Source organism: Novosphingobium sp. Fuku2-ISO-50, assembly GCF_001519055.1.
Lineage (GTDB): Bacteria > Pseudomonadota > Alphaproteobacteria > Sphingomonadales > Sphingomonadaceae > Novosphingobium.
The window spans coordinates 121361-133769 of the sequence record NZ_KQ954291.1 but is presented as its reverse complement, the minus strand read 5'-3'; the positions used below and the strand labels follow the sequence as shown (position 1 = coordinate 133769).

General features: G+C 64.8%; 14 protein-coding genes. 5 read left to right on the top strand and 9 right to left on the bottom strand.

Annotated elements, in window-relative coordinates; translation table 11 throughout:
- Position 1: 1 nt before the first annotated feature.
- Together AQZ50_RS11135 and fabI are read left to right on the top strand one after the other, a co-directional pair.
- Positions 2-1045, top strand: a complete 1044-nt coding sequence (locus AQZ50_RS11135) for a YihY/virulence factor BrkB family protein (protein WP_082703589.1) — start codon at positions 2-4, stop codon at positions 1043-1045.
- A 6-nt stretch (positions 1046-1051) separates the two neighbouring features.
- On the top strand, positions 1052-1855 hold the full coding sequence (gene fabI, locus AQZ50_RS11130; RefSeq protein ID WP_067746525.1) for an enoyl-ACP reductase FabI: 804 nt from the start codon (positions 1052-1054) through the stop codon (positions 1853-1855).
- A 59-nt stretch (positions 1856-1914) separates the two neighbouring features.
- Here the strand turns inward: fabI and AQZ50_RS11125 are convergent, their stop codons facing one another.
- The 9 genes from AQZ50_RS11125 to AQZ50_RS11085 all read right to left on the bottom strand — a co-directional run bounded on the left by AQZ50_RS11125 (position 1915) and on the right by AQZ50_RS11085 (position 9378).
- Positions 1915-2526: a hypothetical protein gene (locus tag AQZ50_RS11125; protein ID WP_067746524.1), complete on the bottom strand. Its 612-nt coding sequence runs from the start codon at positions 2524-2526 to the stop codon at positions 1915-1917.
- Positions 2527-2623: 97 nt separating this feature from the next.
- The gene (locus AQZ50_RS11120; RefSeq protein ID WP_067746523.1) at positions 2624-3139 is read right to left on the bottom strand and encodes a demethoxyubiquinone hydroxylase family protein; all 516 of its coding nucleotides are present in this window, start codon (positions 3137-3139) and stop codon (positions 2624-2626) included.
- A 9-nt stretch (positions 3140-3148) separates the two neighbouring features.
- Complete coding sequence (locus AQZ50_RS11115) at positions 3149-3628, bottom strand: disulfide bond formation protein B (protein ID WP_067746522.1); 480 nt, start codon at positions 3626-3628, stop codon at positions 3149-3151.
- Between the two features lies 1 nt (position 3629).
- On the bottom strand, positions 3630-4961 hold the full coding sequence (locus AQZ50_RS11110) for a S41 family peptidase (RefSeq protein WP_067746521.1): 1332 nt from the start codon (positions 4959-4961) through the stop codon (positions 3630-3632).
- A gap of 117 nt (positions 4962-5078) precedes the next feature.
- The gene (locus AQZ50_RS11105; protein WP_231730229.1) at positions 5079-6338 is read right to left on the bottom strand and encodes a murein hydrolase activator EnvC family protein; all 1260 of its coding nucleotides are present in this window, start codon (positions 6336-6338) and stop codon (positions 5079-5081) included.
- 7 nt (positions 6339-6345) lie between these two features.
- Positions 6346-6783 carry a 23S rRNA (pseudouridine(1915)-N(3))-methyltransferase RlmH gene (locus AQZ50_RS11100; protein WP_067746519.1) on the bottom strand — a complete coding sequence of 146 codons (438 nt, stop codon included), beginning with the start codon at positions 6781-6783 and terminating at the stop codon, positions 6346-6348.
- Positions 6784-6833: 50 nt separating this feature from the next.
- Positions 6834-7265, bottom strand: coding sequence for a ribosome silencing factor (rsfS, locus tag AQZ50_RS11095; RefSeq protein WP_067746517.1), 432 nt, complete (start codon positions 7263-7265; stop codon positions 6834-6836).
- Positions 7266-7377: 112 nt separating this feature from the next.
- A complete protein-coding gene (locus AQZ50_RS11090; RefSeq protein ID WP_082703588.1) occupies positions 7378-8076 on the bottom strand; it encodes a nicotinate-nucleotide adenylyltransferase in 699 nt (232 codons plus the stop codon).
- Positions 8077-8088: 12 nt separating this feature from the next.
- On the bottom strand, positions 8089-9378 hold the full coding sequence (locus tag AQZ50_RS11085) for a glutamate-5-semialdehyde dehydrogenase (RefSeq protein WP_067746513.1): 1290 nt from the start codon (positions 9376-9378) through the stop codon (positions 8089-8091).
- 299 nt (positions 9379-9677) lie between these two features.
- On the opposite strand from AQZ50_RS11085, the gene AQZ50_RS11080 reads away from it, so the two are divergent.
- The 3 genes from AQZ50_RS11080 to rhuM all read left to right on the top strand — a co-directional run bounded on the left by AQZ50_RS11080 (position 9678) and on the right by rhuM (position 12401).
- On the top strand, positions 9678-10889 hold the full coding sequence (locus AQZ50_RS11080; protein WP_067746511.1) for a M23 family metallopeptidase: 1212 nt from the start codon (positions 9678-9680) through the stop codon (positions 10887-10889).
- Positions 10882-11244 carry a bactofilin family protein gene (locus AQZ50_RS11075; RefSeq protein WP_067746509.1) on the top strand — a complete coding sequence of 121 codons (363 nt, stop codon included), beginning with the start codon at positions 10882-10884 and terminating at the stop codon, positions 11242-11244. Before AQZ50_RS11080 ends, AQZ50_RS11075 begins: the two co-directional genes overlap by 8 nt.
- A gap of 128 nt (positions 11245-11372) precedes the next feature.
- Positions 11373-12401: a RhuM family protein gene (rhuM, locus tag AQZ50_RS11070; RefSeq protein ID WP_067746507.1), complete on the top strand. Its 1029-nt coding sequence runs from the start codon at positions 11373-11375 to the stop codon at positions 12399-12401.
- The last annotated feature ends 8 nt before the right edge of the window (positions 12402-12409 follow it).

The following is a 12409-nucleotide window of genomic DNA, read 5'->3' as shown; positions in this document are numbered from 1 at the left end:
CATGACGCCCGGTCCTGATCCGGGCGATCCCGGCGCCCCCCACTCTCGCATCCCCGCCCAGCCCCGCATCCTGCGCGTCGCCGTACCCGAATCGCAGCTTGCCAGTCTGTCGCCCGAGGCGCGGCGACAACGCGCGCTGCGCTGGCATGATCATTTCGACGGAGCGCGGCTGAATTTCCGATCGCGGCTGCGCGCAGTGCGCGTCTTGCGCCGGGTCTGGGCCGGGGTTTTCAACGACGGCACCATCCACGCCGGCAATTTCGCCTACATGGTGCTGATTTCACTGTTTCCTTTCTGCATCACCGGGGCAGCATTGTTTTCGCTCGTCGGCCGGGCCAGTGCGCGCGAGGCAGCGCTGCGCACGGTGCTTTCCGCGCTGCCGGGCGATGTCGCGAGCGTGCTCGAACCGGTCGCGCACGGCGTGCTCGCCGCGCGCACCGGCTCGTTGTTGTGGATCGGCGGCGCAGTCGGCTTATGGACCGTCGGCAGCCTTGTCGAAACGATTCGCGACATGCTGCGCCGCGCCTACGGCACGCGCGTCACGCGCGCCTATTGGCGACGCAGACTTGCCTCAACCGGGCTGATCATCGCGTCTGTCATATTGATTTTAATGGCAATTACCGTGCAGGTCGCGCTCGGCGCGGCGCAGGAAACGCTGTTTGCGCTGGCGCCGCAGCTCGATGGCTGGATCACCGGGCTGGCGCTGTCGCGCTTTGCCCCGACCCCCTTGCTGTTCGGGGCGCTGTGGGTCTTGTTCATTACCTTGTGCCCCAGCGATTATCGCCCGCGGCGCTATCCCAAATGGCCCGGCGCGCTGTTCGTCACCGTCTGGTGGCAGGCCATCACCATCGCGCTGCCAAAGCTCATGCGCTATCTTTTTACCTACGATCTTACCTATGGAAGCCTTGCCGGAGTGATGATCGCGCTTTTCTTTTTCTGGCTGGTCGGCTTAGGGATGGTGGTAGGTGCCGAACTCAATGCCGCGCTGGCCGAAACGCCGGAGGAACGCGATCTGTTGGGCCAGGCTGATGACAAGCGAACATGAGGGCGCATGACCGGACTGATGGAGGGTAAGCGCGGCCTGATCATGGGCCTCGCCAATGACAAGTCGCTGGCTTGGGGAATTGCCAAGAGGCTGCGCGAGGCGGGCGCCGAGCTGGCGTTTTCGTATCAGGGCGATGCCCTGGAAAAGCGTGTGCGCCCCTTGGCGGCAAGCCTCGACAGCGATTTCCTGATCGAATGCGACGTGTCCGACATGGATGCGCTCGACACGGCCTTTGCAACGCTGGCGGAACGCTGGCCGACGATCGATTTTATCGTTCACGCGATCGGCTATTCGGACAAGAGCCAGCTGCGCGGGCGCTATTACGACACCACGCTCGACAATTTTCTGATGACCATGAACATCTCCGCCTACAGCCTGGTGGCGGTGACCAAGCGGGCGCTGCCGCTGATGTCGGCGGGCGGTTCGATCCTGACGCTGACGTATTACGGCGCGGAAAAGGTTGTGCCGCATTACAACGTGATGGGCGTCGCCAAGGCCGCGCTCGAAGCCAGCGTGAAATATCTCGCGAACGACTGCGGCCCCTCGGGGATCCGCGTCAACGCGATTTCCGCCGGCCCGATCAAGACTCTGGCGGCTAGCGGGATCGGCGATTTTCGCTATATCCTCAAATGGAACGAACTCAATTCGCCGCTCCGCCGCAATGTCACGATCGAGGATGTCGGGGGCGCAGGCCTCTATTTCCTGTCCGATCTCGCATCGGGCGTGACCGGCGAAGTACACCATGTCGACGCGGGCTATCACCTCGTCGGGATGAAGCAGGAAGACGCGCCCGACATCGCTTTGGGTTGATCGGACGCTTCCACGAAAAAGCCCCGGCGTCCATGCGGCGACCGGGGCTTTTTCGTGCGTTACTGGTGTCCGCCCTGTTCGACATCGGCCGGCGGCGCGGCCAGCGATCCCGGCGCGGGGCGAGCGCCGGCGGGCGGTGCATCGCCCTGGGTGCGCTCTTTGGCGAGCCGGGCGTCATATTCCTTTTCCAGCGATTCGACGCGCGCCTGTTCGGCGGCGGCATCGGCATCGACGCTTTCAAGGCGCTTTTCCCGCTCGGCTTCGATCAGCTTGCCGAAACGGACACTGCTCGACTGCTTGCGTTCGGCATAAGCGTTGTTGATGAGTTTCGCGAGACAGCCGGTATCGCCGCTGGCGCCCACCGGCGAGCACGAATTGGTGCCGAACGCGCCGACCGTTTCATAGGCCTTGACCCGGTCGGTCCAGGCCTGGTTCGAGCTTTGATTGGGGTTTTCGCGCAAGTCTTCGGGAATGCGAAAGCGCTCGCCTTCGTCCTTGCGCGCGCAGACGGTGATCTGGTCATCGGTCGATGCAGGGCAGGGATCCTTGCCATAGACGATCAACTGGTTGACCTTTTCGCCCCCCTTTTCAGCGGCGAGCGCAGGCAGCGGCGCGGCCATGGCGAATGCCGCAAGCGCGGCGCACGCGGCGGGTAGGATCAAACGGTTCATCACGGCAACCTCCGACTGGGATCGTCCCCCTATAGGGGCATCCACCCTTGAACGGTAGATGAAGTCCGATCCTTGGCCATAATCAATTAAACCGGCACTACAGCTTTGCCGAAAGCCGGATTGCCGCGCGACAGCCGAAGCGGATGGCATGGAACAACAGCGGATAGGCGGGTGCGCGCTCGGCCCCTGCGGCCAGCGCGGCGTCGCGGTGCTCGCGCTCGTCATCGCGGAATTCGCGGATCGTGTCGGCCAGCTCGGCGTCGTGATCGCCCAGTTCGTCAAGCTGCTGCGTATAATGCCGTTCAATCTCGGTCTCGATCGCGGCGGTGCAGGCCATCGCCGCCTCGGGCCCGATCAGCGCGGTTGCCGCGCCCAGCGCAAAGCCCGCCGCCGACCACAGCGGCTGCAACAGCGTCGGGCGCACGCCGCGCGCGACGATCATCGCATCAAACCGCGCGCGATGCGCCTCTTCCTGTTGCGCCATGTGCAGGATGTCTGCCGCATGGGGCGCGCGGTCGCCCATTACCGCCAATTGCCCGGCATAGATTCGCGTCGCGCCATATTCGCCGGCCTGATCGACCCGAATCATCGTATCGCGCTGTGTCTTGTCCATGAACCGTCCTTATCGACCGCGCCGGGCGAGCAGGCCGATCACAGCCGCAGCGCCCAGCGAGCCGATGAAGTTATACCCGGCCATGCTGATCCCGAACAGCGTCCAGGCGGGCACGTCGCAGCGGATCACCGGCGCGTTGAGAATGGCATCAAGCGCATCGCCGCCCGACAGCCGGATCGTTGAACACGTCGTGATCCCCTGCCACCAATGATATTCGACGCCCGCATGATAGCCGCCGATCAGCCCGCTGGCCGCAATTCCCGCAACCGCCAGCCAGAACAGCAGCCGCGAAGCACGCGGATCGCGCACCACAAGCGCCAGAAGCGCCGCAACGAATGCGGCGATATGGGCATAGCGCTGCCACCAGCACATTTCGCACGGTGCCAGCGCAAAGCCGTATTGCGCGACGAGCGCCGTCGCCATCGCGCCCGCCGGAACGAGCATGGCCAACAGGCGGGCGAGCGGCGAGACGGAAGGAGATGCTGTCATGTCAATGCTTTCGCGCGGCCAGCGCGGCAGGCGTGGTGCGACCGATGGTCTGCAGCGCATACCACAGCTGGAAATCGTCGATCCCCTTGGCCTTGAGCTCTTCGGGGGTCATCTTGAAACGTGGATCGGTGACAGCGTCCTTTTCCAGCTCCTTGTCGTCCTTGATCTCGTTGACGAGATGGCCGCGCAAGTCGCTTTCGCGATAGGACCGCGCCGCACGCTTGCGCAGATCCGGATCGGAAATCTGCGGCACGGCGATGTCCGGGCTGATCCCGCCTTCCTGCACCGAACGGCCCGAAGGCGTGTAATAGCGCGCGGTGGTCAGCTTGATCGCGGTATCCTTGCCCAGCGGGATCAGCGTCTGGACGCTGCCCTTGCCAAAGCTGCGCTGGCCCATGATCAGGCCGCGATGCTGATCCTGCAGCGCCCCGGCGACGATTTCCGATGCCGAAGCGGTGCCTTCATCGACCAGCACGACGATCGGAAGCCCGCGCGCGATGTCGCCCGGCGTCGCGTTGTAGACTTCGTTGTCGCGGGCATAGCGCCCTCGCTGCGAGACGATCGTGCCTTTATCGAGGAACAAGTCGGACAGCGCCACCGCCTCATCGAGCAAGCCGCCCGGATCGCCGCGCAAGTCGAGAATCAACCCCGCCGGATGGCCCCCCGTCGCCGCGCGGACTTTGGCCCAGGCGTCGTTGACCTGGGTGGCGACATTGGCGCTGAAGCTCGATACCGAAATCACGCCGATCCCGTTGACGACCTTGAAATCGACCGGCTGCAATTCGATGATCTGGCGCGTGATCATCACCTCGATCGGATCGTCGCGTCCGGCGCGATAGAGGGTAAGGCTGATCTTGGTGCCCGGTGCCCCGCGCATCTGATCGACCGCATCGTCGAGCGTGCCGCCATAGATCAGCTTGCCGTTGATATGCGTAATGAAATCGCCGGCCTTGATCCCGGCCTTGTCGGCGGGGCTGCCCTTGGTCGGGGCAATGACCTTGACCGCGCCGTCATCCATCGTGACGCTCAGCCCGAGCCCGCCATAGGAGCCTTCGGTCTGCGTCTTGAGATTGGTGAAATCGCGCGCGTCGAGATAGGCGCTGTGCGGATCGAGCGTCGCCAGCATGCCGTTGATCGCGCCCTTGAGCAGCTTGTCGTCGTCGACCGGATCGACATAGCTTTCCTTGATCCGGTCATAGACCGCGATCAACTTGCCGAATTCGGGGCCGGAGCGCGCGTCGATCGCGGCAAGGCCAGCCGTCGCAACCGGCACCAGCGCGATCGCGACGGCAAGGGCAGAAGCACGAAAGACAAGAGTGAGGCGTTTCGCCATGGGGAACTTTCGCTTGGGTTCGGTCGCAATTGCGGGGCGCTTTATCTCAGGCATGTAACCGCGCCGCGCGACGAATACCAGATGGCCGATGGGGGAAGGGTGTCGTGAAGCAGACGATCACGGGTGCAGAAATTCCATCGGGTTGACCGGCGCGCCGTCCTTGCGCAATTCGACCATCACGCGCGGATGGCCTGGCTCGGCCACGCCCAGCGGCGCGCCCTGAACCACCGCGTCACCCACCGCGACATCGATCCGCCCAAGCCCGGTGACCAGCGAGGACCACCCGCCATCATGCGCGATGATGACGATATGGGCATAGCCGCGATAGGGCCCGGCAAAGGCAATCCGCCCCGCCGCCGGGGCCACGACTTGCGCTCCGCCCGAGGGCGCCAGCACGATGCCGTGTTGCGGCCCGGTCGCGCCGGTCTCGCCAAAGCCGCTGAGCAGACGGCCGGTGACCGGCAGAATCCCGGTGAAATGGGCCAGCGGCGGCCCGCCATTGGTCTGTTCGACCATCAGCAGGCGCCCCGGAACCACGCCTGCCCCGCCGAGATTCGCCCCGCCGAAATTCAGGGGGCGCGGCATCGGACCGGGCAGCGCGGCCAGCCGCCCGGCCAGCGTATCGTCCTGTTCCAGTTGTGCGACCAGCGCGCCGAGATCGCGCGTCTGTTCGGCAAGCGCGAGCGCGCGATCGGCCTCGCGTCCGGCATTGCCCGTTGCCGCGCGCGAGGCGATGCGCTGGCGGCTTTCCATCGCGATCAGGTCTTTCTGGCGGGCGCCGAGGTCGCGTTGGCTTGTTTGCAGCCCGGCGGCCAGCGCCCGCGCCTGATCCTGCAATTGCCGCAAGTGCGCGATTTCGGCGCGCAGCGCGGCCGTGCGCTGCGCCACTTGCGGAAGCATGGTTTCGAGCGTGGCGCGCAGCCAGACGGTTTCGCGCAAGCTGTCGGCGCGCATCAGGCTGAACGCCAGCGGCCGCCGCGCGATCATCTGCAAGGCCGCAGTCAGCCGCACCAGCGGCTGTTCGCGCCGCCCGATCCCGGCGCGCAAATCGGCGCGTTCATGATCGATCACCGCAATGCGCGCATGGGCGAGCGCGATTTCCGCTTCGGCCTGCTGTATTTTCGCGGCAATTGCAGCGGCTTCGCGCGCGGTGCGGTCGGCGGCCTGCGTCGCAAGGGCGGCTTCGTGATCAAGCCGCGCGGCGCGGGACTGCGCATCGGCCAGCGCACGCGTCGCCTGCCCCAGCGCAGCGCCCGCCTCGCCCCGGCTGGCATAAGGCGCATCGAGCGCCAACGCACCGCCCGCCACGCAGATCAGCATGGCCGCCCCGGCCAGAACGGGACCGATCAGATTGGGGCCGATCGGACCGCGCCGCATCGCGCCGTCAGCCTTCACGATGATAAGGGTGGCCGGCAAGGATGCTGGTCGCGCGCCACAATTGTTCGACCAGCATGACCCGCGCCAACATGTGCGGCCAGGTCATCGGCCCAAAGCCGAGCAGCAAGTCGGCATTGCCGCGCAAGGCTTCGTCATGGCCATCTGCCGCGCCGATCAGAAAACGCGCCTCGCGCACCCCGTCATCGCGCCAGCGTTCGAGCACGCGCGCAAATTCGCCCGAGCCCAATTGACGCCCGCGTTCATCGAGCACGACCGTGCGGAGCGCGCCGGTCGGCACGGGCGGCAAAGTACCGCCCCGGTCGGGCAATTCGGTGATCCGCAAAGCGCCCAGCGGCCCGGTCGCCATGCGCCTGGCATAGCGTTCGACCAGATCCGCCTCGGGCGAGCGGCCGATCCTGCCCCGAGCGATGACGTGCAACTGCATCCTCAGGCCCTAGCCGAGTTTTGCCCCGACCAGAATCCCCGATTTTGACGTCAGGCCGCGCCCTGATCGCCGAATGCCCACATGCGTTCGAGATTGTAGAACGAGCGGACTTCGGGGCGGAACAGATGCACCACCACATCGCCGGCATCGACCAGCACCCAGTCGGCTGCCGGCAGGCCTTCGATGCGGACATGCCCAAAACCGGCGTGCTTGATGCGCTCGGCCAGCTTTTGCGCCATCGAGGCGACCTGCCGCGTCGAACGGCCCGAAGCGATCACCATGTAATCGGCAATGCTGCTTTTGCCTTCGAGCGGGATCGAGACGACTTCCTGCGCCTGATCATCGTCGAGCGAGCGCATCACGAGCTCGTGCAGCGTAGTCGGCTCTGGCAAAGGCACTTGGGGCAAAGGCACTTGGGCCGAAACAGGGGCAGAGTGGGGGGCGGCGCTGGCCTCGGCCAGAATCGGTTGGACATCGGTCATGGAGTGTCGATGGGCTCCGCAATTGAAAAAGGGGTGAAGGAAAAAAGGGGTGAAAGCGCGAAAACGGCCCCCGCCGAACAGGGCGAGAACCGGCAAGGGCGAACCCGACGAATCAGGACCGTCCCTTTCGCAGGGTTTGCCGAACCGGGTGTTTCGTCAGCATATCGCGCAGAGAACCGGCGGGAATGCGGCGATGCCAATCCGGGTCGGCGGCGCGAATGGCCGTGGCCGACAGAGGATCGGGATCGAAGCGCAACTGAAACAGCGCCGGAATACTCCGCCTTGCGCCAATTCCGTCTCTTGCCAATGAGCCATTGGCAAAACGATGATCCTGCCCGTGCCGCCGGCGCCAGCGGCGCAGCCAGACCATGGCGGGGCTCGCCATAGCGCCGGCATCATACCCCGGACGGGCGATAACTGCAATCGGCATCAATCGGGCGATCCCGCGCCAGTCACGCCAGCGGTGAAACTGCGCCAGATTGTCGCTCCCCATCAACCAGATAAAGCGATTGCGCGGGTATCGGCGCACGATGCCTTTCAAGGTATCGACGGTGTAGCGCGTGCCCAGTTCCGCCTCGATCGCGGTTACGCGAATCGGGCTCGTGCGGGCCGCGCGTCGCGCAGAGGCATAGCGCGCGGGCAGGCTCGCCATCCCTTCGGCCGGTTTCAGCACATTGCCCGGCGATACCAGCCACCACACTTCATCAAGCCCCAGCGCGGCGAGCGCGTGAAGGCTGATCCGGCGATGCGCGCCGTGTGCGGGATTGAAACTGCCGCCGAGCAGCCCGATCGTCTTGCCATGCCGAGCCAGAATGGCGTGCCTTCAGGGCCGGATCTGGCCGGTGCCGCGCACCAGCCACTTGTAGGTGGTCAACCCTTCGACCGCGACCGGGCCGCGCGCATGCAGCCGCCCGGTGGCAATGCCGATTTCCGCGCCCAGCCCGAATTCGCCGCCATCGGCAAACTGGCTCGACGCATTGAGCATCACGATCGCGCTGTCGACTTCCTGAAGGAAGCGTTCGGCAACGGCCGGATCGCCGGCGACAATCGCGTCTGTATGCCCGGACCCGTGCGCCGCGATATGCGCCAGCGCCGCGTCGAGCCCGTCGACCACTTTGACGGCAAGAATCGCGTCGAGATATTCGGTATCCCAGTCGGCATCGGTCGCAGGCAGGATGCGCGGATCGATCGCCTGCGCGCGCGGATCGCCGCGCAATTCGCATCCCGCATCGAGCAAGGGCTCGACCAGCCCGTGCGGATCGGGATAGCAGGCATCGATCAACAGGGTTTCCATCGCCCCGCAGATCCCGGTGCGCCGCAGCTTCGCATTGCGCACGATCGCCGCCGCCATCGCCGGATCGGCCGAGCGGTCGACAAACGTGTGATTGTTGCCGTCGAGATGCGCCAGCACCGGTACGCGCGCATCGGCCTGGACCCGCGCGACCAGGCTTTTACCGCCGCGCGGCACGATCATGTCGATCAGCCCTGCCGCACCGAGCATCGCGCCGACCGCCGCGCGATCCTGCGTCGGCAGCAATTGCACCGCCGCCGCCGGCACGCCGCCTTCGACCAGTCCTTCGATCAGCGCGGCATGGATCGCGCGATTCGAATGAACCGCCTCGCTCCCGCCGCGCAAAAGCACGGCATTGCCCGCGCGCACGCAAAGCGCGGCGGCATCGGCGGTTACATTGGGGCGGCTTTCATAGATGATGCCGATTACCCCGATCGGGATGCGCACGCGTTCGAGCACCATGCCGTTGGGCCGCGTACTGTGGTCGATCACCGCGCCGGTCGGATCGGGCAGCACCGCAACAGCGGCCACAGCGGCGGCAATCGATTCCAGTCGCCCGGCATCGAGCCGCAAGCGATCGAGCATGGCGCCCGACAGGCCATTGGCCTCGCCCGCCGCAATATCGCGCGCATTGGCCGCCAGCACTTCGGGCGCAGCGCGGCGCAGCGCCTCGGCCGCCAGCTTCAAGGCCCGTTCCTTGTCTGCCGCCGACATTCGCGCCAGCACGCCTTGCGCAAGTCGCGCCTCGCGAGCCAGCCGATGGACGAGATCGGTCACGCTTTCGGCCGCAGATTCGGCCGCATGTTCAAGGGTGGTTGCCATGCGCGGGGCCGTACCATGCCCGCGCCGACGTGTCAGCCCCCGGGCTCCTCGGTCCCGCGCTCCGAGTCGCGGCCCGCATTGCCGCTGAAGCGGGCCATATCGCCGATCATGGTTGCCGGTTTTTGTCCGGATCGGTTCGTTTGATCGCTCGCCGGGCACGGCCTGCCGATTCCCCGCCCCGATGCCAACCCCGTGCGCCTATGCGCGCGGTCGTATGGCGTTCGGCAGTCTCGCGGGGGCGGGACGCATGCCATGATCGCCAGGAACAAAGGGTCGCCCGTTTGCCAGGCCGGAATGACATGACTGCACGGACCCGCCCGGGTGCCGCGCCGGAGGGTGCTGTTGCGCGCCTGATGGACCGGTATGCCCAAGCCCGGACCTATCTGGCCGCGCGGCTGACACGCTGGTTTCCGACACGCGAATTTTTCATGCGCAGCGAAGGCCATGTCCGTTTCGTGCGCATTTCGACGCGTGTGCAGGCCGCCATCGCCGGCGGCATCGCCGCGCTGGTGCTGGTGTGGGTCGGCGTGCTGGGCTGGGCACTGGTCGGGCAGATGGCGTCCGGGGCCGACCATCACGCGCTGCTCGAACGCGAAGCGGCGGTGGCCGGCGCCGAAAGCCGCGTTGCGCGCTATCGCGCCAATCTCGACGCCGTGGCCGGCGATCTCAAGCGGCGGCAGGATTTCCTCGAAAAGGCGGTCCAGGGCGTCATCGGCCCAATCCCCGATTCGCTGCCCAAAGGCACGGTAAGCGACAGTTCGGGCGCAACCGCCAGGACCGTGCGCAAGATTTCGCAAGCCATGCCCGAAGCCACCGGCCTCGCCCGGATCGAAGCGCGCCAGATCGCCTTTGCCGAACGGCTGACCCGCTTTGCCGACGATCGCGCCAATGCCGCCAGCGGCGCGATCCGCAAAGTCGGGCTGAATCCGCAAAGCGTCGTGGCCGACGATGCGCGTGCGCAAGGCGGTCCGCTGATCCGGATCGGCGGCAATCTCGATCCGCGTTTCCTGCGCCTTGCCGCCAGCCTTGGCCGGATGAGCGCGATGAACACCGGCCTTGCCCATATCCCCAACACCATGCCCGCCAGTTTCGACACGATCTCATCGGGCTTTGGCGTGCGCAGCGATCCGATCGAAGGCGGCGCGGCGTTTCATCCAGGGCTTGATTTCAAAGGGCCCAAAGGCGCGCCGATCTTTGCCGCCGCCGCCGGCGCGGTCAGCTTTACCGGCGTGCGGCAGGGCTATGGCAACTGCGTCGAAATCAGCCACGGCCACGGCCTGATCACCCGCTATGCCCACATGTCGCGGATCATGGCCCGCATGGGCCAGCAAGTCACGCCCGGCACCCAAATCGGCGCCATCGGCAGCACCGGGCGCTCGACCGGGCCGCATTTGCATTTCGAAGTCCGCGTCAACGACCGACCGGTCAATCCGCGCCCGTTTCTGGAGGCCCCGTTCCCGCATGTTTTCCCGGAAAACCACGAGGCCGGAAAGGGTCCAGACCATGGCTAACCGCAGCAACGATCCGGGCTTTTCGGTGCTCGGCGCCGATCTCGTCCTGCGCGGCGCGTTGCACGCCGAGGCCGATCTGCACGTCGATGGCACGATCGAAGGCGATGTCGTGTGCAAATCGCTCGTCCAGGGCGAAGGCAGCACGATCACCGGATCGATCTCCGCGCAAAGCGTCCGCCTGGCCGGTACGGTCGAAGGCCCGGTCGAAGCGGCGCACGTAGTGATCCTGCGCAGCGCCACCCTGCGCGGCGACGTGCGCTATGACGCGCTGACCGTCGAACAAGGCGCCCACGTCGAAGGACACTTTGCCCGCCGCGACGGCGCCGGCAGCCCGGGTCTCGCCCTGATCGGCTGACGCCGAGCAATGTCCAAGGACCGTTTTCGGTTGGCAAACGCAATGTGAATAACATCTGCGCAGGGCTTGGGCCTTGCTGCAACGAGATGGTATCGTTCCCCATTCGTTCGAGCCAAGGAGCGTCACCAATGCCTGATCTAGAGCCTGTCCATCTTCATGAGGATAAGGCAACCGGCGACCGTTTTCTCATCTATGGCGATGGGATCGGCGTTCACGTCGAGGTGACCTACGAGGGCGATGGGCTGTGGATGACGCAGGCACAGATCGCTGGGCTCTACGGCAGAGATGTTTCCAACGTTTCCCGGCACATCGCGAGCATCCTTGAGGAAGGTGAGTTGGATGAGGCGACTTCTTTGCGGAAATCGCAAACATCTCTAGGACGCCCTGCAACACTCTATAGCTTAGATATGGTGATCTCCGTAGGCTACCGTGTAGCCTCGAAACAAGCCACACTGTTCCGCAAGTGGGCAACAGATAAGCTTGTCCAGTTCGCCACAAAGGGCTTTATCGTCGACGCGACTCGGCTGAAAAATCCGGCGAACAGAGACCGCATTGCAGAACTTAAAGAGATTATCCGTGACATTCGCTCAGACGAGGCGAATGTTTATCGGGAGCTTCGTTCAATTTGCGCCATGTGCCAAGACTATGACGGACAGTCTGATGAGTGGCACGAATTCTATCGGAACACGCAGGCGAAGATCGTCCATGCAGTGTGCTCTAACACACCCGCTGAGATCTTGAGGAACCGTGCCGATACTAATGAGCCCAATATGGGCCTCCGCTCATGGCCAAATGAGAACATCAGAAAGGCCGATGTCGGGATCTCAAAGAACTATCTGGGGGAATTGGAAGTCAAGGAATTGAATCGCCTTACGACGATCTTGCTGGATATCTTCGAGGATCAAATGGACATAGGCCGCCTTACAACCATGAACGAGGCTGAAGCTCTGTTGGAAGCTCAGTTGAAAGGCTTGGGGCGAAGCATCCTGCGAGGCGGCGGAAGGGTTTCCATGGCCGATGCAAAGAAGCACGCAGAAAGAGAATACGGGAAGTACAAGGCCGCCCAGAAGGAATTGCGTCATGCCGAGGCTGATCGGGCAATCGCAGAAATCAAAGCTACACAGAAAGTCCTGAAAGCGCCGAAAAAGAGTCGTTAGACTCAATA